Raw genomic sequence first — 25,853 nt, 5'->3', positions numbered from 1 at the left:
ATGAAGTTTACAGGCTATCTTAGAAAATTTTTTGTAAGGAAACCTGCATCTTCCACAGCTCAAAAATATACCGATAGAGACGATTTTCTCTATAACAACCTCAACAAAATTTTAAGCCTGAAACCTAAGAATATCGCTTGGTATCAGGAGGCTTTTTCACTAAGAACGCAGCGGTGTAGTTTAAACTATGACCGATTGGAATTCTTGGGAGATGCGGTGTTAGGAAGCATTATTTCATATTATCTTTATACCCAATATCCGCAAAAAAATGAGGGCTTTCTCACTCAGATGAAGTCCAAGATTGTCAATAGAAAAAATTTGAACCAAATAGGGGAGCAACTGAAGCTCAAAAGCCTTATTAAAGGGAGAAAAGGCTATAAACATAGTGAGGACTTGTCGGGGAATTTGTTGGAGGCGCTTATCGGAGCTATTTATATGGATTTAGGGTACGAGGAATGCCAAAAACTGGTGCTCACAAAGCTTTTGCCACATTCGGAAATCCTGAGGCTGGAGCATAAAATCATCAGTTATAAAAGTTTGCTCTTAGAGTGGAGCCAAAAACATAAACTCAAAATAACCTACGAGACCCAAGAGGAAAGTCTGTCTAACCAAAATAAAAGGTTTAGAACTTTTCTTTTCTTAGAAGGCGAAAAAATAGCCAATGCTACGGAAACTTCCAAAAAAAGAGCCGAAGAGAAAGTGGCACAGCGCGCTTTTTATGCATTAAACAAAAAACAAAAAATCATTGAAAAATAAAAAATTCATTCTTGAAGCGGAGGAGGAGGAGCGCACAGTGGGGTTATTGCGGCTTGCTCATCGGATGGAAGATTATGAATTTTTTTTTAAACTCAACCGCATCAATCCGTTTAAATTCAGTAGATTGGAAGATGTGGAGATGGATGATTACTCGCTGGTGTATCAATTTGCCAGATACCAAACCTATGATGAAGCTACACGAACCATTTATAGCTTTGTAGCGAATAAATCTCATCACGCACAGAAAAAAACAGATGTAATAGATTTATTTTCAGATTTATACGAGCCTATGTATATTTTCCCACAGTATCCAGAGGTAGATTATATTTTGTTAATAAAGGATGTATTTACTAAATTTTCTGTAATTTTGCTGCCGGAACAGCTGACTTTTCCCCTCCAAGAGGTGGTATTAAGTCCAGAACAAAAGTTCTATCAAACCATTCAATACTATGAATAAACATTTAAAGAAAACCAAAATAATAGCCACATTAGGACCCGCATCTTCTTCCAAGGAAACAATGGTAGAGCTCATCAAAGCGGGCGTAGATGTATTTAGAATCAATTTTTCCCACGCCGATTATGACTTGGTACGGAAAAATGTAGCCCTTATTAGAGAAATTAACCAAGAGTACGGCTTTGCGGTGTCTATTTTAGGCGATTTGCAAGGTCCTAAACTGCGCGTAGGCGTGGTAAAAGAAGGCTCGTACCTCAACCCTGGAGATATTCTCACCTTTACCAATGAAAAAATGGAAGGCGATTCTACCAAGGTTTATATGACTTATCAGAAATTTCCACAAGATGTAAAAGTAGGCGAGAGAATCCTCATTGATGATGGTAAACTGGTCTTAGAGGTGATAGAAACCAACCTGAAAGATACCGTTCGCGCCAAGACCATACAAGGCGGACCTTTAAGCTCCAAAAAAGGCGTGAACTTGCCGAATACCAATGTTTCTCTGCCAGCACTCACGGAGAAAGATATTCAAGATGCCAATTTCATTTTAGACTTGGAGTTGGATTGGATTGCCCTCTCTTTTGTGCGCCACGCTCAAGATATTAAGGACCTCAAAGAGTTGATAAAAAAACACCCAACCAACCATTTCAAAACTCCAATTATTGCCAAAATAGAAAAACCAGAAGGCGTTAAAAACATCGATGAGATTTTAGCGGAATGCGATGGTATTATGGTTGCACGAGGCGACTTAGGCGTGGAAGTACCGATGGAGGAAGTGCCTGTCATTCAGAAAACATTGGTTAAAAAAGCCAGAATGTATGCCAAACCAGCCATCATAGCCACACAAATGATGGAGACGATGATCAACAGCCTTACCCCAACCAGAGCTGAGGTGAATGATGTCGCCAATTCCGTGTTAGATGGTGCCGATGCTGTGATGCTCTCTGGGGAAACTTCCGTGGGGAAATATCCTGTAGATGTGGTTAAAAATATGGCAAAAATTGTGAAAGGTATAGAAAAAACACATTATTATTATAATAGAAATACCATTTTAGATGATAAAATCAGCTGTGTTAATGAGCGGTTTATCACGGATAAAATCTGCCTTTCAGCGGTTAAAATTGCCCAAAGTGCAGGGGCGGAAGCCATTGTAACGCTCACACATTCGGGGTATACAGCGTTCCAGATTTCTGCACACAGACCAGATTCTCACATCATTGTTTATAGCGCCAACCGCCGAGTGCTCACGATGCTCAACCTGCTTTGGGGCGTGCGTGCGTACTATTACGATATGGAGAAAACCACTGATGAAACCGTGATACAAGTGAACGCATTGACCAAAAATTATGGTTTCTTAGAAACTGGTGATTTTGTGGTGAACCTCAATGCGATGCCAGTCCACAACGGTGGTATGACCAATACGCTAAGACTTTCTACGGTTTAAAATGACCATTAAATCATAAAAAAATAAACCCTCCGCTTTTTCATTGAAACGGAGGGTTTTATGTTGATATTAAGGTGCCACAATGGTCTTAGGATAAGTGAACTCAAACAAAGCTTTTAGGGAAAGTTCCGTGCCGTAGCCTGATTTTTTCACGCCACCAAAAGGCAACCGTGCATCAGATTTGGTCATTGCGTTAATGCTCACTGTACCAGACTCCAAAGCCTTTGCCACTTGGAGCGCACGAGAAGTATTGGCACTCCACACCGCATTGCCTAAACCAAAAGGCACCGCATTAGCGAGGTTGATGGCATCTTCATCATTTTCTGCGACCATAAGAATGCCCAGCGGTCCAAACAGTTCTTCTTGCAAAATCGGATTTCCTTTTTTGACCAAAATAAGCCCAGGTTGAAAATTCACATCGGAGAGCCTCACGAGTGGTAGCACGATCTCTGCACCGTGTTCTATCGCTTTTTGATATTGGGTTTCTAACTCATCTGCCAAATCTTTTCTCGCCATCCCTGAGAGGTTGGTGCTTTCTAAAAATGGATCGTTAGGCTGAAATTTTTGATATTCCGCAATAAATAATGGCAAAAATTCATTTTTCACTTGTTGATGGACAATAAAGCGTTTGGCAGCAATGCAAGTCTGCCCACAATTTTGAAGTCTGGATAATGCGCCCACGCTGGCGGCTTCTTGTAAATCGGCATCATCTAAGATGATGAAGGCATCACTTCCGCCTAATTCCAATACAGATTTTTTGATTTCTCGCCCCGCGATGCTCGCTACAGAACTTCCTGCTTTCTCGCTGCCTGTCAGGCTTACTCCTTGCACGGCAGGATGTTTTAAAATGGTTTCTATAGCCTGATGTCCCACATCTAAATGCTGAAATATGCCTTCTGGAAAGCCAGCTTCTGCGAAGGCTTGGGCAATGGTATCACCACTACCTTTACAGATAGAAGCGTGCTTGACCACCACGGTATTGCCCGCTAAAATGGTAGGGATGGCAAATCTCAAAACTTGCCAAAATGGATAATTCCAAGGCATCACACCCAAAATAACGCCCAGTGGGGTAGGGTGAACCTCGCTGATTTTAAACTCTGTGTTGATGTGTTCTGGTTGCAGAGGGTTTTCTATTTCGGAGTAGAAAGCCGCCATCGTTGCCGATTTTTCCACCTCTGCCACGGCTTGGCTGATTGGCTTGTTCATCTCTTGGGTAATCAATTGCCCAAACTGATGGCGTTTTTGGTTCAAAACATCGGCTAATGTTTTGAGGTAAGTTTGTCGTTCTTCAAATGGAATATTCTTCCAATGTAGAAAGCTTTGGTGGGCTTTTTCTAAAGATTGTTCTATCATAATAATGCGTGATTTTGAGGTTGTATCATCAGCCATTCGTTCAGCAAAGACCCTGCCAGCCTCGCTGTGCGCTCTTGTAAATCGTATTGAGGGTTGATCTCTGCCACATCTAAAGCCACAAGTTTTTGCTGCCCAAGAATATGCTTATAAAAGTGCATAAAAGTGGCATCGGCAAAAATACCATTATAGGCTTGAGCGCTCACACCAGGGGCAATAGCGACATTAAACACATCCATACAAATGGTCAGGTAGAGAACATCTACACTGGCAACCAGTTCATCAATGGTGGCATAAATTTTAGGGAGGTTTTCAAAGAAAATCTCTTCGGCTAAAATGTATTTCATCTGCCAAGTGTGGGCATCATCAAAAAGCTGAAGGGTATTGCTATTGCGCTGTATGCCAATGTGTAACGATTGCCAATTTTGCTCTTGAGCAATTTGCCAAAATCCAGTTCCTGAAGAAGCCAACCCGTCACTTGGGGTTCGGTTGTCAAAGTGGGCATCAATATTGATAATACCGATTTTTTGATCAGAGAAAGCCTGCCGAATGCCAGAATAATGGGCGTAAGTCACCTCGTGGCCACCTCCTAAAACGATAGATTTGGCGCCACTTTGCAGATGATGCTTGACCTTCTCAGCGAGTTGGGATTGCGCACGCTCTAAATCCTGATGCTCGCAAGAGACATTTCCAAAGTCCAAAACCCTAAGTTGGGGCTGTACCACAGGGAAGTTGCCCATATTTTTTCTGATGATGTTGGGAGCCTCTTGGGCGCCCACTCTGCCGCGATTTCGCCTAACGCCCTCATCTACGGCAAATCCTAAAAGTGCAAAATCCAAAGGGCGGATTTCGGTGTGGTGGTCCGCTAAAATAACCCGTTGGAATAACCGATGGTATAACGGCTCATCGCCATCAAACCGACCTTTCCAAATTTGATTCATAAAAATTGAAATTTTAATCCATGTAAAGATAAAGAAAAAAAATGAATATACTGCGGTTAGATTTCAACCTTCATTTGATAATGCAAAATGTTTTTAATTATTGAGGAAATCAAGGTGCTGGATTGGTTTTTGAGGTTTTATCATCTCAATAAAAATACCTAATTTTGCCGCAATGATGAATAAAACGGAAAGGCTCACGCTGGTGGTGCTTTTGGGTGGCGTAGCGGCAATTGGTCCGTTTAGTATTGATATGTATTTGCCTGGTTTTCCAGCTATTGCGAAGAGTTTTAGCGTGGAGGCAGCCGATGTTTCTTATACACTTACGGGCTATTTTATTGGCATTTCTATCGGACAGCTGATATATGGACCGCTGATAGACCGCTATGGACGCAAAAAACCGCTACTGTTGGGGCTTTTGTTGTATGCCTTGGCATCGTTGGCGTGTGCGCTGTCGCCGAATTTATGGAGTTTGGTAGGCAGCCGTTTTGTGCAAGCGTTGGGAGCGAGTGTGGGAATGGTGGCGAGTATGGCGATTATCCGTGACCAATTTCCTGTGGCAGAGGTAGCGAGGATGCTCTCATCGATTTTGCTCGTGATGGGCGTTGCTCCCGTTATTGCGCCTACGCTGGGGAGTTTCTTGCTCACGCATTTCAGTTGGGAGGCTATTTTTGTGTTTCTGTCCCTCGTGGCGGTGGTGCTGTTGGGCAATCTCTTTTTCTTTTTGAAAGAAACCCAAGGCGCTAATACAGCGATAGAGCTTCGGCTCAAACCTATTTTTAGCAATTATGTCCGCACGCTGCAACAGCCTGCATTTACCTTTTTCAGCCTGTCGGGGAGCATTGCGATGTCTATTCTCTTTGCGTATATCGCGTCTATTTCTTTTGTTTTGATGTCGTTATATGGCGTGGATAAAAGCACATTTGGACTTCTTTTTGGGCTGAATGCCTTTGGGTTTATCTTGGGGAGTCAGGTTAATAATCTATTGCTAAAACGCTGGCATCTGTACCGACTCACCCGCTTGATGTCCTTTTTACAAGTGTTGGTATCGGTGTTGTTTTTGCTGAGCGTGTGCAGTTTGGAGCTGTCACTATGGGCAATGAGTGCGTTTACATTTAGCATTTTATTTTTGTTGGGCTTTATCAATCCGAATGCTACGGCGCTGTCTTTGGAGAAAATCAAAACGCATATTGGTGTGGCATCGGCACTGAATGGAAGTATGCGAATGGCACTGGGGGCGTTGGTCTCGTTTTTGGTAGGAAGTTTAGCTGATGGCACGGTATTTCCTTTTGTGGCGAGTATCTTTGTGCTCAGTGTGCTGAGTTTCGTTCTGTTGTTAATCGGTAAAAAATATAATTAAACTTAAAAAAATAATAAAAAATGATTAGTCTTTATACGGTTTTTATATTGTTGATTGTGATGTCTGCAGCATTTTCTTACATCAACCAAAAGTTTTTGAAATTACCATTCGTTATTGGGTTGTTTTTCCTTTCCACGGCGTTGTCGCTATTGGTGGTGACCTCTCAGTTTTGGATGGATTTACACATTGAAAAAATTGCAGATTACCTTAATTCAGCGAAGATAGATGAGCTTATTATTGATGTATTTTTAGGCTTTTTGCTCTTTGCAGGGGCGCTGCACACCAATTGGGCAGACCTTAAATCTCAAATCAAAACCATTGCCAGTTATGCGCTGGGCGGAGTGTTGCTCTCGGCGGTGCTGATTGCTATTTTGTTCTATTATGCAGCGCATGGTTTGGGGATAGAGATCAGCTTTATTTATTGTTTGATTTTTGGGGCGTTAATTTCTCCTACCGACCCTATTGCGGTCTTAGGAATTTTGAAAAAAGCTGGCGTTCCCAAGAAAACGGAATCTATTATTGTGGGGGAGAGCTTGTTTAATGATGGTATCGGCGTGGTTTTGTTCATCGCTTTATTGGATACCCTAAAAGTGGGCGATTTTGAGGTGGCACATTTTGGAATGCTCTTCGTTAAAGAAGCCATTGGCGGCGTATTATTAGGGCTGATTTATGGCTATATTCTCCATATTTTACTCAAAAGTATAGACCACTACGAAACCGAGGTATTGCTCACTTTAGCCTTTGTGATGGCGGGTTATCCATTGGCGAATTATTTCCATATTTCGGGCGCGTTATCTATGGTGGTGATGGGGCTGATGGTCGGCAACTTCCGAACTAAAATCGCGATGAGCGATACCACGGAGGAGTATGTCCATAAATTTTGGGAATTGGTAGATGTGATTCTTAATGCACTCTTATTCATTGTGATTGCTTTCGTTTTAATCGTGGTAGATTTTAACATTCAGTATGTGATCTTGGGCGTTTTGGGGCTTGTTATCGTGTTGCTCACGCGTGCATTTTTGGTGTATGCGCCTCTGAAAGCGTTTCCGAAATTCTTAAATTTGGATAAAAGCGATGCACGGATTATCTCTTGGGGCGGTCTTCGTGGAGGACTTTCGTTGGCGTTGGTGCTTTCGTTGCCCGCTTCGGATACCAAAGATATTTTATTGGTGGTTACTTATATCACCGTGCTTTTCAGTATTTTAGTACAGGGATTGACCATTGGTAAAGTCGCCCAATCTTCTAACAAAAAATAGAAAAAAATGAAATTCGGACAAGTTGAAGACCCTTCTATTATAGATTTTAGTATGCCGCCTGCACACTCTGATACTTTGCGTGTGCTTTCTGGCAAACCAGCACCAGATTTTGAAGTTTCCGTGGGCTGTGCCAAGTGGAACAAAACCGACCTAAAAGGCTTCTATCCGCGTGGAACGAAGGATGAACTCTCGTACTATGCCACACAATTTAATGCGATAGAGCTCAACGCGACTTTTTACAGTATGCCCTCGGTGCAACAAGTGGAAACTTGGCGAGATAAAACCCCTGCCGATTTCAAATTTTTTCCGAAAATAACCAATACCGTTTCGCACTACCGCAGGCTGATTGATGTTGATGAGATTGTCACGCAATATGCCACTTCCGTGCTTCATTTTGATGAAAAATTGGGAATGGTATTTTTACAACTTCACGATAATTTTAAGCCTAAAAACTTTGACCGCTTAGAACATTTTATCCAGAAATGGCCTCAGGAGGTGCCTTTAGCGGTAGAGTTGAGGAATGAAACTTGGTTCTCAGACCCTGAAATTTTTGAGGAAACTTGCCAACTGTTTAAGCGACATCAGATAACCAATATTATTGTGGATACTGCAGGGCGGCGGGATATGATGCATATGCGGCTGACCACGCCCACGGCTTTTATCCGCTATGTAGGCGCCAATGCCGACTCTGATTATTCACGGTTAGAGGCTTGGGTGGATCAGATTGTCCAGTGGCGAGCACAAGGTTTGGAGCGCCTTTATTTCTTTGTACATCAGAATATAGAAAAGGCATCGCCGCTGTTGTCTGCTTATTTTATTGAGCGCCTAAACCGCGCTTTGGGGCTTCAGCTCCACTTGCCGCAGATGGCAACGCCAACGCCTACTTTATTTTAAAATAAAACTTAAAAAGTGGTTTTGTTTCAGTGAGGAGAAGTTGGATTATCATCTTTTTTGATGGCGTGGTGTGGCTTAATATTCATTGGTTTAGGAAAATTTTAATGACAATATTTAAGTTTTGAGTTAAAAAATCCCCAAAATCTCTACCTGATTTACCATAAAATTTTTTAACTTTGAACGCTTTAAATTAAAAAAAATAAACCCAATGAAAGATAAAATTTTTGACCTGATAGAACAAGAGAGATTGCGCCAAACCAATGGTATAGAGCTGATTGCCTCGGAGAATTTTGTATCTGAGGAAGTGATGCGTGCTATGGGCAGCGTGCTGACCAATAAATATGCAGAAGGCTACCCTGGGCGCCGCTATTACGGTGGCTGCGAGGTGGTAGACCAAGTGGAAACCCTCGCGATAGAGCGGGCTAAGCAATTGTTTGGCGTGGCGTATGCTAATGTGCAACCGCACTCGGGATCTCAGGCGAATGCTGCCATATATTTGGCTTGCCTAAAACCTGGCGACACTATTTTGGGGCTGGATTTATCGATGGGAGGCCACCTTACGCACGGCTCTTTTGTTAACTTTTCGGGCATTCAGTACAAAGCTGAATTCTACGGTGTAGAGCGAGAAACAGGGCGTATAGACTACGAGGCTATGCGACAAAAAGCCTTAGAAGTGAAGCCGAAAATGATTATTGCAGGATATTCGGCGTATTCCAGAGATTTGGATTATGCCAAATTCCGAGAGGTAGCAGATGAGGTGGGCGCCATTCTTTGGGCGGATATTGCACACCCTGCGGGGTTGATTGCCAAGGGATTGTTGAGCTCGCCGTTCCCATATTGTGATGTGGTAACCACAACCACGCACAAAACCCTACGAGGTCCAAGAGGTGGAATGGTGATGATGGGCAAAGATTTTGAAAATCCATTTGGACACAAAACCCCAAAAGGCGACATCAAAATGATGAGTGCCGTGTTGGATAGCGCTGTGTTCCCTGGTATACAAGGTGGTCCACTGGAGCATGTGATTGCAGCCAAAGCGGTGGCTTTTGAGGAGGCGCTTAGTCCGAAATTTGAAACCTATGCCCGCCAAGTGATTGCCAATGCTCAAGCTTTGGCTAAAGCAATGATAGACAGAGGTTTTGATATTGTAGGCGGCGGCACGGATAATCACCTGATGCTCGTGGACTTACGCAACAAAGGCGTGAATGGTAAGGAAACCGAAAAAGCCTTGGTGCAAGCCGAAATTACTTGTAATAAAAATATGGTGCCTTTTGATGATAAATCGGCGTTTGTCACCTCAGGAATCCGCTTGGGAACGGCGGCCATTACCACACGAGGCTTGCAAGAAAAAGATATGGAGACGGTGGCAGAGCTCATCAACAAGGTGGTAACCAACATCAAAGATGAAACCGTGCTGAAAGAGGTAAAACAGCAAGTTCATACGCTGATGGCAGACCGACCTCTCTTTATTGCATAACCAATGAACATAACAAAGGCGGTGAGTAATCATCGCTTTTTTCTTATGAAGCGTATAGAGATTGTTGCTATTTTATGAATTTGATAAAAAATCGTAATTAGAATTGATTTTAATTAGAATTGAGAGTTTGATTGTATGATAAACGCTTTCTTAGGTTGATGATTTTCAAAAAAAATGCAGAAAAAATCTTATACATTTGATGAAATAAAGCTGAAACTCGTTAATTATTGCGTGTACCAAGACCGTTGCCATATGGAGGTGGAACAAAAGATGCGTGAGTTTTTGCTGGTGCCAGAGGCGAAGGAAGAGATTTTGCTCTACCTGATGAGGGAGGATTTTCTCAATGAAGAGCGTTTTGCACGGAGCTATGTGCGGGGCAAATTCTACCATAAGCATTGGGGCAGGAAGAAAATAGAAATGCATCTCAAAGCCAAAGGTATCTCTAACCGACTGATAACGATGGCGATGCAAGAGATTGATAATGAGGATTATAGCACAACTTTATCACGGTTGTTTGAGAAACATTATGAAACTGTGAATGCCCATTCTGCCTTTGAGAAAAAGCAAAAAACCATCAAATACCTCCTCAATAAAGGCTATGAATATAGTGAGGTTTTAATAGTTGTAGAGAATTTTGATTTATAATGTATTTTATTTAATATTATTGGATTTAAAATTTAAATTATTTAGTATTTTTGATAAAATTATGTTTTTTTTCAATAAAAAGTCTTGTTTTTTATAAAATAAATCTTTATCTTTGCATCGGTTTTTATAACGGTTATAAACAGATTAAAATATCCGTTTTATATTTGTGTTTTTAAGGCAATTGTTATAAAATTGCAAAATATTATCGTAAAAATGAAAGTTACGCAACTTAAGAAGAAAATTTATGGAGGAGATAATCTGGTTAGCTTCTCTAATATCAGATACTTGCCGCGTTGGCTGGTGTTGATGATTGATATCGGGTTGGTCTTTTTTTCTTTGTGGTTGTCGTATAGTTTGGATCATAGGTTTGAAGATGTTCTGTCGCTTTCATTTTTTTCATTGTACCAGAAAATAGGATTAGTGGTTGGGGTAAACCTCATTTTTATGTTCGTGTTTAAGACCTATTCAGGGATTATTAGGCACTCCACTTTTATTGATTTGTTCAAAATTCTATTAGCGAGTTTTTGCACCGTCACTACATTGCTGATTTTTAACTATACTTATTGTGCGGTTACTCATGTTAAACTATTTTCGCCATATGTATTGCTGATTTATTTCTTTATATCCTTTGTTGTTCTGTTTTTGTTTAGGCTGGTGGTTAAGGAAGCTTTTCACTGGGCGAGGGAATACAGAAGGAGTTCGCTCAAAAAAAGAGTGTTGCTTTTGGGGATAGATGAAGAATCTGTGGCGATAGCCAATGCCGTGATGGGGAATGCCCATTTACCCTTTGAAGTGGTTGGTTTTCTAACCCAAAGAACGGACTCTAAACGCGCTAAGCTACTCGGCAAAAAGATTTATAATAAAGCCGTAATTGAAGAAAACACCAAAGACTATTTGGGAATTGATGGCGTACTGATTTCTACCAATAATATTTCTCGGGAAACCCTTACCGAGTGGGTTAATCTGTTCTTAGAGAAGGATTTAAAAGTTTTTAAAGCGCCTACCGTGCAGAAACTGCGCTCCGAGGGCGGTGCTAATATCAAGAATTTACAAATTGAAGACTTGCTCAATAGAAAGCCTATCGTGATAGAAAATGAGGAAGTGAGGAAAAGGCATTACCAAAAAGCCGTGTTGGTCACTGGTGGTGCAGGCTCTATTGGCAGCGAAATTGTGAGGCAGGTGGCACAGTTTGAACCATCGCTATTGGTGGTTTTAGACCAAGCCGAAACGCCGCTTTATGATGTGGAATTGGAGATGAGGGCTCATTTTCCTAACATTGATTTTAAGTTTATATTAGCCGATATTACCAACCAAGAGCGGTTAGAATCTATTTTTGAGGAACATCAATTCTCTATGGTGTACCATGCGGCGGCGTATAAGCATGTACCGTTGATTGAGGAAAATCCTCACGAGGCAGCGCTGGTGAACATCCAAGGGAGTAAAAATTTGGCTTTGCTCGCCAGCCGTTTTAAAGTCAATCGTTTTGTGATGGTTTCTACCGATAAAGCGGTTAATCCGACCAATGTGATGGGGGCTTCCAAAAGAGCGGCAGAGCTGTTTGTGCAAGCGCTTCAGAAGGAAGCGGGCAATACAACCAAATTCATTACCACGCGTTTTGGCAATGTTTTGGGCTCTAATGGTTCGGTGATTCCTCATTTTAAAAAGCAAATAGAAGCTGGTGGTCCCGTTACGATTACCCATCCAGAGATTGTGCGGTATTTTATGACCATTCCAGAGGCTTGTGAACTCGTTCTTCAGGCGGGAACGATGGGCAATGGCGGTGAGATTTTTGTGTTTGATATGGGGGAACCAGTTAAAATTTTGAACTTGGCAAAACGAATGATAAAACTCTCTGGTTTTGAGCCTGATGTGGATATTAAAATTATTTATACAGGGCTAAGACCTGGGGAGAAACTCTATGAAGAATTGCTGAGTGATAACACCAAAACGATGCCTACCCACCACGAGAAAATTATGATTTCTAAAGACCCTACCATCAATTTTGATGAAATAGAAGCCTTAACCCAAGCGATATATAACGCGGCGAAGGATAAAAATAAGATGGCAGTAGTAAAAGTTTTAAAAGAAATAGTGCCTGAATTTAAGAGTAATAATTCCGTTTATGAAGTTTTAGATGTTCAGGATATATAATAAATTTCGTATATTTGCCAGCACATTTTTTTCAAAATTATGAAGATAAGAAAAACAATATTCGTTTTATGTGTAGCGGTACTTTCTGTTACCTCTTGTAGGACAAGGAACGATATAGAGTATATGCAAAACATAGAGCAACTGGCAGAAGAAGCCTCTATCCGAGGTACCCACAATAACATACAACCAGGTGATGAAATTACCATATTAGTCACCGCTAAAGATTTAGGAGTGGCAGCACCTTTCAATCAAGGAACTACGCCTTCTTCCTCACGAGTAACTTATTCTCAAGCCAGTGGTAACAATTCTTATAGCAACCAGAGTAGCCTTACAGGATTTACCTATACCGTCTCAGATAACGGAACAATAGATTTTCCTATTTTAGGGAAAATATCAACCTCGGGGAAATCTCTTGAAGACTTAAAAGAAGAGGTTAGAAAAGGCGTTTCTCGCTATATTATCAACCCAACCGTTAGCGCTAAATATGCCAATTATAAAATTACCGTTTTGGGCGAAGTTTCTCGTCCTGGGCAATACATCATTCCTGATGGAAAGGTAAGGCTTTTAGATGCTTTGGGTATGGCAGGAGATTTAACCATCTATGGTAAGCGGGATAGAGTGCTGGTGGTGAGAGAGCAAGATGGCGTAAGAACCAACGCTTATGTGGATCTAACCAATGCCGATTTTGTGAACTCCCCATATTATTATCTTAAGCAAAACGATGTCATTGCCGTGGCGCCTAATAAAGCGCGACAGTCTGCCTCTTCCTATGGTCCGCAGACCAATGTTTATATATCAATAGCCTCTGTAACCTTAGGTTTATTAGGATTATTAGTTACAGTGTTCAAAAAATAATAGTATAACAGAGTAAGAAGATGGAACAAAATATAGCAAATAATTCTGTGGACAATCAAGAGCTTGATTTAAAAGAAATTATTCAACCTTATTTGCGGAGATGGTATTGGTTTGTGATCTCTGCGCTATTGGCATTGGTATTCGCTTTTATTTATCTTAAAAAAGCCACCAATATTTACAAAGTACAATCCACTGTCCTCATCAAAGATTCCAAAGGATCTAAATCTGGCACCGAAGCCGATATTCTAAAAGATTTATCAGGATTTGGAGGGATGAGCACCAACAGTATTGATAATGAAATAGAAATTCTGAAATCTAAAAAACTGATGGCAAATGTGGTAGAAACTAAAAATCTACAAACAGCCATCACGGGGGAAGAAGAAGGCAAGCGCCAAGAATTGTATGGAGAAACCTCGCCGATATTGGTCAATATCATCAATGAGAAAAAAGATGAAGAATTCCCTAAAAAACCAATAGAAGTAGCAATTAAAGGCAATCAAATTACGCTATCTTCAAAAGAGTGGGATCAGGATATTGTAGGCGCTTTTAACAAAACCATTAGCCTGCCTTTTGCGAACATTATGATTCGGAAAAATCCTCATTTTGATGCGAAACGAGCTGGCGAAATTACCGACATTCAATTGAGAATTGCGACACTGAAAGATCGGGTTTCTCAATTGCAAAAAGCGCTTAATGTGGTTTTAGCCAACAAAGATGCTACGGTGATAGAAATCTCTATGAACGCCGCTAATAAAGACAAAGCCAAAGATATCATCAACAGTCTGGTGGCGGTTTATAATACCGAAGCTATTGAAGATAAAAACGCCCAATCCGAAGAAACGATGAAGTTTATAGAAGGGCGTATCAAGGTGATTGCTAATGAGTTGGGAGATGTGGAGAACCAAAAAGAACAGTTTAAAGTCAACAATAAACTCACGGATATCCAAACCGAGGCAGAGCTCAACCTAAGAACCACCACGGAAGCCAGAGTCAAGCAATTGGATATTGATGCGCAGCTCCAGCTGACCGATGGTTTAATCAGCTACCTTAATCGTCAAGGGGCTTATCAGGTTTTACCTTCAGCCATTGGCTTGGACAATCCTGCCGCATCTGCGGGCATCAATTCTTATAATGAATTGGTATTGGAACGCAACCGCCTTTTGGCATCCGCTACGCCAGAGCATCCTGCGGTGCAAAATATTTCTAAACAATTGAATAACCTTAAAGGTTCCATCCTTCAAAGCTTGCAAAAAACCCGTTCTGGGCTTCAGATAAGAAGTAGTGAGCTCCAAGGCGAACAGAATAAAATCACAGGGAAAATATCTAAACTTCCTGCCATAGAGAAGATTTTTAGAGGGATTGAGCGTCAGCAACAAATCAAAGAGCAACTTTATCTTTTATTATTACAAAAAAGGGAAGAAACAGCAATTTCTATGTCCATTACGGCGAACAAAGCCCGAGTGATTGATGCCGCCTATGCCTTAGACGCTCCAGTATCGCCAAAGAAAATGATTGTGCTATTAGCCGCCCTTGTGATAGGGATGCTAATTCCATTCGCGTATATTTACTTAGCCGAATTGTTCAATAACAAGATTAAATCTAAGCACGACATAGAAAAATTAACCACCGCTCTTGTATTGGCAGAATTACCAAAAGTGGAGAAAGGGCAGCCTGAAACTGTGGGACTTAACGACTTGTCGCCAATGGCGGAAGCGTTTAGAATTCTCATTACCAATATGAATTTTATGCTCCCTAAAAATAGGAATAAAGGCAAGGTGGTCTTCGTGACTTCTACGGTAAAAGGCGAGGGCAAAACTTTTACCTCGGTTAATTTAGCTTTAACATTGGCTACACCGAATAATAAGGTGATTATCATCGGTTCTGATATTAGAAACCCACAGCTACAGCGCTACAACGAAGCACGCCGAGGGCTTTCTGGATTGACAGAGTTTTTATATGACCCAACCACGAGTTTAGAGAGCATTATCCACCAGAGTACTTATAACCCTTATTTAGATGTGATTTATTCTGGTAGCATTCCGCCAAACCCTACGGAATTGCTTTCTAATGGTCGTTACGAAGAACTATTAGAAAGGTTAAAACAGGATTACAATTATATTATTATAGACACCGCACCGCTGATGTTGGTAACGGATACCTTCCTGATTGCAGACTTAGCCGATGCGACCATTTATGTAACGCGTTCTAAGTACACGGAGAAAGGCTTGGTAGATTTCGCAAATAAAAATATCAATTCCGAGAAGATTAAAAATGTAGGCTTCGTGCTGAATGATGTGGATAAGAGCAACTTTGGCTATGGCAATAAATATGGTTATGGCTACGGCGCTCGCGAGAAAAGCTTTATTGAAAAATTAAGAGATAAATTTTAAAAATTAACCATTAATGAAAAACATTCTCATCACAGGAGGGGCAGGTTTTATAGGCTCTAATCTAACGGAATATTTCCTCAACCAAGGGCATAGCGTCACGGTTTTGGATAATTTTTCCACAGGACACCGCCACAATATTGAACCTTTTTTTGAAAATCCAAAGTTTCAGTTGATAGAGGGCGATATCCGAGATTTGGACACTTGTAGAAAAGCCTGCGAGGGGCAAGATTATGTGCTCCACCAAGCGGCGCTCGGCTCTGTGCCTCGCTCCATTGAAGACCCTATTACCAGTAATGATGTGAATGTTTCGGGCTTCCTTAATATGTTGGTAGCGGCGAGAGATGCTAAAATCAAGCGTTTTGTCTATGCCGCAAGCTCCTCTACTTATGGCGATTCCGAATCTTTACCAAAGGTGGAAGATGTGATTGGAAAACCGCTATCGCCATACGCTATTACCAAGTATGTCAATGAGTTATATGCTGATGTGTTTAGCAAAACCTATGGTTTGGAGTGCATTGGTTTGAGGTATTTCAATGTTTTTGGTCGTAAGCAAGACCCCAAAGGGGCATATGCGGCGGTAATTCCGAAATTTGTCATTCAGTTGATGAACTACCAGTCGCCAACCATCAATGGTGATGGGACTTACTCTCGTGATTTCACTTATATTGATAATGTGATCCAGATGAATGAACGGGCGATGCTTACCAATAATCCGAAAGCCATCAACACGGTATATAATACCGCTGTGGGCGACCGCACCACGATTAAAGAAATGGCACACCTCCTCAAAGAATACCTTGCCGCTTATGATGCTAAAATTGGCGATGTAGAAATTCTCCACGGTCCTAATCGCTTGGGGGATATTCCACATTCGTTGGCATCTATCGATAAAGCCAAAGAAAACTTAGGCTATCAGCCCACCCACGAATTTAAGGCTGGATTAAAAGAAGCCGTGGATTGGTATTGGGGGAATTTGAAAGCTTAAAAAAATAAATAATTACAAAATAAAAATAGAGATTATTCTTTTGATAATTTAGATTTATACAAAGTGATTGTTAAATTAAATTCTGTTATAATTAAATTTCTTATACGAATATCAATCAAATCGAAATAAAAATAATAAAATAAAAAACACCATAAAATTACTATTATGAATCCATCTTCTATAAAAATCGCCGTTATAGGTTTAGGTTATGTAGGACTGCCTTTGGCTCGATTATTTGCAACCCAATACCCTGTGGTAGGCTTTGATATTAACCAAGAGCGTGTGGCAAAACTCAACGAAGGGCACGATGATACTTTGGAGGTTTCCGATGAGTTGTTACAGTCAGCATTGGTCAAGGAAAATCCATTGGCATCATCTGCAAAAGGGCTCTATTGCTCGGCGAATTTAGAAGATATTCAAGAGGCTAATGTTTACATCATCACGGTGCCAACGCCTGTGGACAAAAACAATCGCCCTATTTTAACGCCATTGGTAAAAGCCAGCGAAACGGTGGGCAAGGTATTGAAAAAAGGCGATATTGTGATTTATGAATCTACCGTGTACCCTGGTGCTACGGAGGAAGATTGTATCCCAGTAGTAGAGCGAGTTTCGGGCTTTAAGTTTAATGAAGATTTCTATGCTGGATATTCGCCAGAACGCATCAACCCTGGGGATAAAGAGCATACGGTGGAGAAAATTTTGAAGGTTACTTCTGGTTCTACGCCAGAAATTGGGCAGGTGGTTAATGATTTGTACCGTTCGGTGATTACTGCAGGCACGCATTTAGCCCCAACTATCAAGGTGGCAGAAGCGGCAAAGGTGATTGAAAACTCACAGCGAGATATTAACATTGCGTTTGTTAATGAGTTGGCTAAGATATTTAACCTGATGGATATTGATACGCACGCCGTGCTGGAAGCTGCAGGGACAAAATGGAACTTTTTACCCTTCAAACCAGGTTTGGTGGGCGGACACTGCATCGGTGTAGATCCGTATTATTTGGCACAAAAAGCACAAGAGTATGGCTATCATCCTGAGATTATTTTGGCTGGAAGACGCCTTAACGACTCGATGGGGAAATATGTGGCAGAGCAAGTGGTAAAGGCGATGATTAAAAAAGACATCCCTGTAAACAATGCCGAGGTGCTGATGTTGGGCGTTACTTTTAAAGAAAACTGCCCCGATGTGAGGAATACGAAAATTGTAGATGTGATTGCCGCTTTGGAAGATTTTGGCGTTAAAATCACTACTTTTGACCCTTGGGCATGCCCGAAAGAAGTGCAGCACGAGTACGGCATAGAAAGTACCAGCACGCTCCCTAACCAAAAATTTGATGCCATTGTATTAGGCGTAGCCCATAAAGAATTTAAAGACTTAGACCTCGCCTCCCTCAAAAAAGACAACGCCGTGGTGTATGATGTGAAAGGCGTATGGACAGAAAGCGAATTTAGATTGTAAATAACTATGTTATTAAAGAAATCAATACAGGGAATCACTTGGTCTTTCATCGATATAATAGTTAATAAATTAGCCGTTTTCTTGACCACAATCTATATGGCACGTCTTTTAGATCCTAGTGTATATGGTTTGATTGGGATGATAGCGATATTTATTTCTATAGGGGGAAGTTTGGTCGACACTGGCTCTTCTGTTTCCCTGATTAGATCACCGCGGATCACTAGTTTAGATTCCTCTAGTGTATTTGTGGGTTCTATTATTATTTCGGTTATTTTATATGGTATATTTTATGTATTGGCGCCATTTATTGCAGATTTTTATGGTTACCAGATTCTCACAGAGATTATCCGCGTTTATTGTTTGATATTTATTATTTTAGGATTTCGGTCAGTCCAATATGCTATGTTGATACGAAGTTTAGAGTTCCGAAAGAACACTCTTATCAGTATCCCAGCGGTGCTTGTATCTATTTCGGTAGGAGTTAGTTTAGCTCATTATGGTTTTGGAGTATGGAGTTTGGTCTGGCTATACCTTAGCCAGCAGATAGTATTGACAATTTTATATTGGGGGACTTCCCGCGAAAGAATAAGATTTAAATTCTCTAAAAAAGTATTTTTAAAGCATTTTAATTTTGGATATAAACTCACTTTATCTGGGATTATGCACACAGCATTTACTAATCTTAATAATATATTTATAGGTAAATTCTATCCTTTAGCACAGTCGGGGTACTATGAGAGAGCTTATAGCCTTAATAACTATACCTCCAATTTATTTGTGATGATGGTAACACGGGTTATGTTACCTGTATTATCAAAAATACAAGGGGATAAGAATAAAATGGTTAATATTTTTGCATATTTGACAAGATATTCCTTTTTTGTCATGTCCTTCTTAATGATAATTATTATTGTATTTTCCAAGGAAATTCTATTGGTTCTCTTAGGTGAAAAATGGTTGCCCGCTGTTCCTTTTTTACAAATTCTATCACTCTATACAGCGTTTATGCCCATCCATACCTTTAATGTGAATATTTTGCAGATTTATGGTAGAAGTGATTATTTCCTTCGTGCAGAAATCTGTAAAAAGGTGTTTCAAGGTTTAGCAATGTTGGTTTTGTTTCAATTTGGGCTCTACTGGCTAGTATCTTCTTTGTTTTTCCTTTCCGTATTTGAGCTTTATATCAATGCCTATTTCGTGTCCAAAATTTTACCAGTGAGTGTAAAGCAACAGCTCCTAAATTACTCTAAAGAATTAATTTTATTTACGGTTGCCCTAGTTGCATCTTTTATGGTAATACGCACACGCTGGGCAGCACTCTACTACTGGCAGACTTTATTAGGAGTATTATTATTAATTATTTTGGTATATACACTGTTTTTTTATATATTTGAAAGGAAGAATCTACGATACATATTGACATTAAAAAAGGCGATGTAGAGACTGATTTTAATCAGATATCATAAGTATTTAATTATTTTTTACTTGATTAAAATTAAAACGAAAAAATCGGTTGCCAGAAGTTCCTAGTGATACCCTGCTATATAAAACAAGCCGAAGTAATTCTCAGAAACAGACTATTGGTGCCAACAGCTATTGAAAAGGGAGCCTTAGATTGATATCTATAAACTTCAAAGGTTATAGAAAAATAAAATTCTCAGAGGAGATCTATTTTGGGTAGATATCAATCACTATGAAGTAAATTAATATTGTAAGACCAAAAGCCAAAAATTTCATTACTTTTGTCTATAAAAATGGACAAAATAAGCTACAGTTCTCATCTTTGGTTAGAGAAAATAATAAAGGTATACCCTCTATGAAAAATTTTATGTTAAACAGGCGATTAATAGGTGAAGACAAGGGAATTGAATTATGGAGATCAATATAGAATAAGGAAGGAGCTTACCCATCTGTCAGTTCTTTATAGAAAAGGAGTACAAAAAAAACTAAGAGACTATCTCAATTTTGATAAACTTTATGAAGGAAAATCTATAATGAAAATTGTTATTATATATAAGCTAAATTAGTTAAATATCAAAAGGATAAAAAATGAATAAAAAACAACCTCTGGTATCGGTACTATTACCAGCCTACAATGTGGAAGCTTACATAGCAGAGACGGTGGAAAGCGTTCTTGAGCAGTCATTTACAAACTTTGAGTTAATTATTATCAATGATGGGTCTACGGATAAAACGCTTCAGGTTGTAGAAGCATTTAAAGATCCACGTATTATCCTTGTCAATCAAGAAAATTTAGGTCTTGCCAAAACTCTTAATAAAGGATTGCAAATGGCAAGAGGAGAGTATATTGCAAGAATAGATGGAGACGATATATGCTATCGTAATAGACTGAAAATCCAGGTGGAATATTTAGAAAACCATCCTGAGATAGGTCTTCTTGGTACGGGCATAGAGCTTATTGATGAGCAAAGTCAACACCTTGGCTATAGAGTACCCATCATTGGACAACATATACTCCCGTGGGTTATTCGCTACCAAGGGAACCCTATAAAGCATCCTACGGTAATGTTCCGGCGACAGTTGGCCCTCGATTGTGGCGGCTATGATCAGCGCATAGGTAAGTATTTTGAAGATTATATGCTTTGGTTAAAAATGAGTCAGGTAACCGCCATAGACAATTTACCTAAAATATTGGTAAAGTACCGTCTAACCACAGGTTCCATAATAGGCTCTATGAAAACGACAGAGATAGACACGTTTGTAGGGAAGATAATGAGAAAAGGGGGATTCACGGATCAAGACGCTCAGCAATGGCAAGAGCTATTGGCGCGTCCTGTTGATAAAACCAAGCGACAGAGCTTAGAGCAGAGTTCTCGATTTGGATATTATCAGCGTTTTATAGAGATATTCTACCCTATATTTGGTGATAAGGTGATTAGTCTCTTAGCTAATTTGAAGAAAATAAAATATAGAGGTGTACAAATATAGAAAACCGGTTTTATGTGGCATATTTTAAGAAAAATAAGTGTTATTTTAACAATGTTTGGAGCGCTATTCCCGATTAGTTTTATTTTTCTACCAGGAGTAGCTTCTTCTCGTTTTTTAATAGCTCTTATAGGAGTAGTATTGTTTCTGAAAGATCTATCTAAGGCTAAAAATAACCAGATTTTAAGAACAGTATTATATCTTATATTTTTTTCATTACTACTCTGCATTTGGTCTATACTCTGCTCCTATATATTTAATATCTATGGCGATGATTCTTACGTCAAATATCCCTTTACGCTTGTAGTTATGTTACTGTCTGCTTATGTACCTATTTATCTTATTGAAAAGGAATATGGGGAAGCTAACTTTATTAACATTACGCGGTATTTTTTATATACTATATTATTACAATCTCTTTTTGCACTATTGATGTATTTTATAACACCGTTTGCTAACTTTCTAGTGTCTTTACAAAGAATTAGTGATTTTGCAATAAGTATTATTAATTATCACCTTAATGTAAAAACACGGTTTATAGGTTTTGGGCTGCTTTTTTATACGGCAAGTTTTTTTTATGCTACAGCTCTTATACTTATTGCGTATAGTATTAAATTTAAAGTTAAGATTTTTAAGAATAATATCCCTTTAATACTCTTGTATATTTTATTTTCTATAGTAGGTATGGGACTCTCCCGGTCTACTATTTTTGGAGTTTTCCTTTCTTTACTCGTACTTTTATTATTTAATAATCATCACTATTTTAGCTATAAAAAAATATTAACCTATTTTTCATATATAGCCATAATTATTGTGGGTATCGTAGCTCTTTTTAATATTTTAGACTTAGCCAAGTATGAAGCTTTGATAAATAATGCATTTGGTTTTATTGTTAAGTTTTATGAAAACGGAGATTTAGAATCAGAGTCTGCGAAGGGTACTATGGACTATTTTATACTTCCACAGAATGATATGGTCTATCTAATAGGAACGGGGGTTAATGGCTCGGAGGATGTTTCATTTGGAGATTATGTTTACTCTGATATAGGATACCTTCGTTTGCTTTATTATTTTGGAATACCAGGAATGCTTCTTTATCTGTGGATAGAAATTTACGCACTAAAAGTAGCCTTTTGGAATAAGGGGTATACTTTACTCTTTCTTTTATTAGTCACGGTATTGCTTATCATTAATGTTAAAGGTATTGCCACGCTATTGATTATAGCCCTACTATACTGCTATCAAACGCCAAAAGAAAAACTATGAAAATACTATTTTTTATTCCGAGTATGAGAAATAAAGGGGGAGTGGAGCGAGCGGCCATCACCTTGATGAATGCAATGGCTCAGTTAGAAGGCTTGCACATCAGTATTCTGACTCTTAATGATAATAGGGAAGATTTTGCCTTCCCTATTGATGATAATATCTCAGTGGTTAATTTGGAGATTACGCATTACAAAAGACAGTATATAAAACTCTTCTTTCGATTAAGAAAATATTTAAAAGCTAATGTCTATGATGCTATTATCTTAATAGAAACTATTTCTCTTCTGTTTTCTTTTTTACCCACAATACTTTTAAAGAAAAAGCCTAAGTTAGTAGTATGGGAGCATTTTAATTTTAAAAATACTAATAATAGTAAGTTAAGAGCTTATTTTCGCATCATAGCGGCTAAGTATGCGGACTTAATTGTGGTACTTACAGAAAGAGATGAAGAGACTTGGAAAAAACAACTTCGCATTAACAATGCCATTACCTATATTTATAACATTAGCCCATATAGTGGTACTGAAGTACAATATTCTGAAGATAGTAAAGTGGCGATTGCAGTTGGTCGTTTTGTACCTGTAAAAGGTTTTGAACGTTTGATAGAGATTTGGGATATTTTAGAACATAAATATTTCAATCTTGGTTGGAAGCTACATCTGGTAGGCTATGGAGAGCAAAAAGAGAATCTAAAGGCTTTAATAGTTAAAAAAGGTTTAGGAGATTCTATTAAGATATTAGAAAATCAGGATATGAGGGAGGTCTACCAACAGGCGGGGGTCTTGTGCATGACTTCATACTTTGAGGGACTTCCAATGGTTTTATTAGAGGCTCAGGACTACGCTCTCCCAAGTATAGCGTTTGATATCTACTCGGGTCCAGCAGAAATACTACACAATGGTTCGGGTATTCTGGTGAAAGATAATAATTTAGAGGATTATGCTGATGAATTATTTCTATTGCTTTCTGATACTGATAAACGACGAAGAATGTCGGCATTAGCTTTAGAGAATAGCCAAAGATTTTCAAAAGGTGAAATTGTAAAGAAATGGACTACTGAACTAAAAAAACTGCTATAAATGAAGATTTTACAAATTATAAACTCTGTTGAAATTGGTGGAGCAGAAACACTATTGATAGAGTCACTAGATTTTTATAAAAAAGAAGGGGTAGAAATGGATGTATTAGCTTTAAAAAAAGCAGATACCTTCCTAAGCAAAAAAGTTGAAGAAGAGCAACTGAACTATACCACTCTCACACAAGGGAGCGTATATAACCCATTGCTGATATTTAAAATAATACCCTATTTAAGAAAATATGATGTGGTGCATACCCATTTGTTTCCAGCTTTATATTGGGTGGTGTTAGCGAAGTGGTTGAGTTTCTCTAAAACCCCTATCGTTTATACCGAGCATAGTACGCACAATAAACGCCGTGAGCATTTTTTATTAAAGTGGATAGATCGAGTTATCTACCGAGGCGTCCGAAAAATCGTTAGTATATCAGATGATGTAGATCGTAAAATAAAAGAACATTTAGGCTTTCCGCAGGATAGATTTCAATTGATAAACAATGGCGTAGATATAGCGCAATATGCCACCGCATTACCTTATAAAAAAACAGAATTTTTTGGAGAGCAAGATTTTATTTTAGTCCAAGTATCCAGTTTCAGGTATCCCAAAGACCAAAAAACACTCATCAAAGCTCTTGCATTATTACCAGAGAATGTTAAATTACTACTGATAGGCATAGGAGAGTTAGAGGAGGAGTGTAAAAAAATGGTACAAAATCTTAATTTAGAACAGAGAGTCCAATTTTTAGGTTTAAGAAATGATGTACCTCGGATTTTGAAAACCTCCGATATCACCATTTTATCATCTCATTACGAAGGTTTATCTTTGTCTTGTATAGAAGGTATGGCAAGTGGTAAGCCATTTGTTGCCAGTCAAGCACCAGGATTAGAAAATATTGTAAAAGGCTATGGCGTGGTTTTTGAACCCAATAATGAGAAAGATTTAGCAGAAAAGATTTTATTATTGATGACAGATAGTAATCTCTATAATAAAATTGCGGAGAAATGTCAACAAAGATCTTTAGATTATCACATTAGTAAAATGGTAAAACGGTATATAGATGTATATAAAGAAAGTATTTAAAATAGTATTAGCAATAACGCTTGTATTTTTATTTTTTTCTTGTAAAAAAGCAAAAGCTCAAGCTGGAATTTATAAGGAATTGCCTAAGGAAGCGAGTAAAAAATTAAAATCTTATAATGAGAGTGTTAAATACAATCAGCTACAGTCTCAAATAAAATTTAAGAAAGCCGAGGATTACCTTCCTAAACCTTATGTAAAAGATGCTACGATAGACTATACAATATATATACAAAGAGCATTAGATGAAAATACAAATATACTAATGCCTAATTTTCCTATATTGGTTAATGATCAAGGACTTACAGTTTACGATAATCAAAAAATATTATTTGGTAAATATTCACTATTGAGATTATTGCCATCTTCTAAAACGAATTATGAAATTTTAAGAATTCATAACAGGAAAAATGTAGATATATATTTTCCTAAAATTTATGGAGATAGGGATACTCACTTGTCAAATAAAGGAGAATGGGGAATGGGGATTTCTATAAAATCATCTGAGAATGTAAAAATTATTAACCCTTATATCAGTCATTGTTGGGGAGACGGTATTTATATTGGACAAATAGGAACTAAGGATAATATTAATATTGAGGTAAGAAATGGATGGATAGACTATAATAGAAGAAACGGAATTTCAGTAATAAATAGTCAGGAGTTATTGATATCTGATGTTGTAGTTTCAAATACTTTTGGTACTAATCCGCAAGCAGGTATAGATATAGAGCCTAATCATTCATATAATATAATTAAAAATATCAAGATACAGAATTCATATTTGTATAATAATAAAAATTATGGTGTTTCGCTGGCCTTTTATGAGCTAATGGGATCAGAGGACTCGGTTGGTGTTGCTATAAGAACAAATACTATCATTGATTCAAAAGTAGGAATAGGCTATGCTACATCTAAAATACCAAAGAATAAAAAATATTTGAAAGGGAATGTGAGTTTGTATAAAAATAAATTTGATACTGTGGATGATAAATATAAAGTGGAATATAGATCAAAATATGATAGAGTTAATATAAAAAATAACAAATAATAGTTTGGTTTTAAATGTTTTTAAAAT

The 25,853-nt window shown here is 38.7% G+C and carries 21 protein-coding genes; 19 read left to right on the top strand and 2 right to left on the bottom strand.

The window, feature by feature from the left end; genetic code table 11:
* The 3 genes from rnc to pyk are packed head-to-tail and all read left to right on the top strand — an operon-like array spanning position 1 to position 2,651.
* Positions 1 to 756 carry a ribonuclease III gene (rnc, locus tag NYR17_RS08500; RefSeq protein ID WP_302505286.1) on the top strand — a complete coding sequence of 252 codons (756 nt, stop codon included), beginning with the start codon at positions 1 to 3 and terminating at the stop codon, positions 754 to 756.
* A complete protein-coding gene (locus NYR17_RS08495; RefSeq protein ID WP_302505285.1) occupies positions 746 to 1,213 on the top strand; it encodes an IPExxxVDY family protein in 468 nt (155 codons plus the stop codon). The genes rnc and NYR17_RS08495 overlap by 11 nt, the downstream gene beginning before the upstream one ends.
* Complete coding sequence (gene pyk / locus NYR17_RS08490; RefSeq protein WP_302505284.1) at positions 1,206 to 2,651, top strand: pyruvate kinase; 1,446 nt, start codon at positions 1,206 to 1,208, stop codon at positions 2,649 to 2,651. Before NYR17_RS08495 ends, pyk begins: the two co-directional genes overlap by 8 nt.
* A 69-nt stretch (positions 2,652 to 2,720) precedes the next feature.
* Here the strand turns inward: pyk and NYR17_RS08485 are convergent, their stop codons facing one another.
* Positions 2,721 to 4,004, bottom strand: coding sequence for an aldehyde dehydrogenase family protein (locus NYR17_RS08485; protein ID WP_302505283.1), 1,284 nt, complete (start codon positions 4,002 to 4,004; stop codon positions 2,721 to 2,723).
* Positions 4,001 to 4,942: a formimidoylglutamase gene (gene hutG, locus NYR17_RS08480; protein ID WP_302505282.1), complete on the bottom strand. Its 942-nt coding sequence runs from the start codon at positions 4,940 to 4,942 to the stop codon at positions 4,001 to 4,003. The genes NYR17_RS08485 and hutG overlap by 4 nt, the downstream gene beginning before the upstream one ends.
* A 172-nt stretch (positions 4,943 to 5,114) precedes the next feature.
* On the opposite strand from hutG, the gene NYR17_RS08475 reads away from it, so the two are divergent.
* From NYR17_RS08475 to NYR17_RS08400, 16 genes are all read left to right on the top strand, one after another.
* Positions 5,115 to 6,299 carry a multidrug effflux MFS transporter gene (locus NYR17_RS08475; protein ID WP_302505281.1) on the top strand — a complete coding sequence of 395 codons (1,185 nt, stop codon included), beginning with the start codon at positions 5,115 to 5,117 and terminating at the stop codon, positions 6,297 to 6,299.
* Positions 6,300 to 6,319: 20 nt separating this feature from the next.
* Positions 6,320 to 7,555, top strand: a complete 1,236-nt coding sequence (locus tag NYR17_RS08470) for a cation:proton antiporter (RefSeq protein WP_302505280.1) — start codon at positions 6,320 to 6,322, stop codon at positions 7,553 to 7,555.
* Positions 7,556 to 7,561: 6 nt separating this feature from the next.
* On the top strand, positions 7,562 to 8,449 hold the full coding sequence (locus tag NYR17_RS08465; protein ID WP_302505279.1) for a DUF72 domain-containing protein: 888 nt from the start codon (positions 7,562 to 7,564) through the stop codon (positions 8,447 to 8,449).
* 208 nt (positions 8,450 to 8,657) lie between these two features.
* Positions 8,658 to 9,926 carry a serine hydroxymethyltransferase gene (gene glyA / locus NYR17_RS08460; RefSeq protein WP_302505278.1) on the top strand — a complete coding sequence of 423 codons (1,269 nt, stop codon included), beginning with the start codon at positions 8,658 to 8,660 and terminating at the stop codon, positions 9,924 to 9,926.
* Positions 9,927 to 10,100: 174 nt separating this feature from the next.
* A complete protein-coding gene (locus NYR17_RS08455) occupies positions 10,101 to 10,571 on the top strand; it encodes a regulatory protein RecX (protein WP_302505277.1) in 471 nt (156 codons plus the stop codon).
* Between the two features lie 213 nt (positions 10,572 to 10,784).
* Positions 10,785 to 12,722, top strand: coding sequence for a polysaccharide biosynthesis protein (locus NYR17_RS08450; RefSeq protein ID WP_302505276.1), 1,938 nt, complete (start codon positions 10,785 to 10,787; stop codon positions 12,720 to 12,722).
* Between the two features lie 39 nt (positions 12,723 to 12,761).
* Positions 12,762 to 13,577, top strand: coding sequence for a polysaccharide biosynthesis/export family protein (locus tag NYR17_RS08445; protein ID WP_302505275.1), 816 nt, complete (start codon positions 12,762 to 12,764; stop codon positions 13,575 to 13,577).
* Positions 13,578 to 13,597: 20 nt separating this feature from the next.
* Positions 13,598 to 15,967, top strand: a complete 2,370-nt coding sequence (locus NYR17_RS08440) for a GumC family protein (protein ID WP_302505274.1) — start codon at positions 13,598 to 13,600, stop codon at positions 15,965 to 15,967.
* Positions 15,968 to 15,980: 13 nt separating this feature from the next.
* Positions 15,981 to 16,952, top strand: coding sequence for an SDR family oxidoreductase (locus NYR17_RS08435; protein ID WP_302505273.1), 972 nt, complete (start codon positions 15,981 to 15,983; stop codon positions 16,950 to 16,952).
* A gap of 165 nt (positions 16,953 to 17,117) precedes the next feature.
* Complete coding sequence (locus NYR17_RS08430; protein ID WP_302505272.1) at positions 17,118 to 18,410, top strand: nucleotide sugar dehydrogenase; 1,293 nt, start codon at positions 17,118 to 17,120, stop codon at positions 18,408 to 18,410.
* A 6-nt stretch (positions 18,411 to 18,416) separates the two neighbouring features.
* Positions 18,417 to 19,850: a lipopolysaccharide biosynthesis protein gene (locus tag NYR17_RS08425; protein ID WP_302505271.1), complete on the top strand. Its 1,434-nt coding sequence runs from the start codon at positions 18,417 to 18,419 to the stop codon at positions 19,848 to 19,850.
* A 609-nt stretch (positions 19,851 to 20,459) separates the two neighbouring features.
* Positions 20,460 to 21,359: a glycosyltransferase gene (locus NYR17_RS08420; protein ID WP_302505270.1), complete on the top strand. Its 900-nt coding sequence runs from the start codon at positions 20,460 to 20,462 to the stop codon at positions 21,357 to 21,359.
* Between the two features lie 12 nt (positions 21,360 to 21,371).
* The gene (locus NYR17_RS08415; RefSeq protein ID WP_302505269.1) at positions 21,372 to 22,622 is read left to right on the top strand and encodes a hypothetical protein; all 1,251 of its coding nucleotides are present in this window, start codon (positions 21,372 to 21,374) and stop codon (positions 22,620 to 22,622) included.
* On the top strand, positions 22,619 to 23,701 hold the full coding sequence (locus tag NYR17_RS08410; RefSeq protein WP_302505268.1) for a glycosyltransferase family 4 protein: 1,083 nt from the start codon (positions 22,619 to 22,621) through the stop codon (positions 23,699 to 23,701). The genes NYR17_RS08415 and NYR17_RS08410 overlap by 4 nt, the downstream gene beginning before the upstream one ends.
* On the top strand, positions 23,702 to 24,778 hold the full coding sequence (locus NYR17_RS08405) for a glycosyltransferase (protein ID WP_302505267.1): 1,077 nt from the start codon (positions 23,702 to 23,704) through the stop codon (positions 24,776 to 24,778).
* A complete protein-coding gene (locus NYR17_RS08400) occupies positions 24,756 to 25,826 on the top strand; it encodes a right-handed parallel beta-helix repeat-containing protein (protein ID WP_302505266.1) in 1,071 nt (356 codons plus the stop codon). Before NYR17_RS08405 ends, NYR17_RS08400 begins: the two co-directional genes overlap by 23 nt.
* The last annotated feature ends 27 nt before the right edge of the window (positions 25,827 to 25,853 follow it).

The organism is Riemerella columbina (assembly GCF_030517065.1).
GTDB classification, from domain to species: domain Bacteria; phylum Bacteroidota; class Bacteroidia; order Flavobacteriales; family Weeksellaceae; genus Riemerella; species Riemerella columbina_A.
Note: the sequence above shows the minus strand (reverse complement) of the source record. Positions and strands in the feature narration are given on the sequence as shown.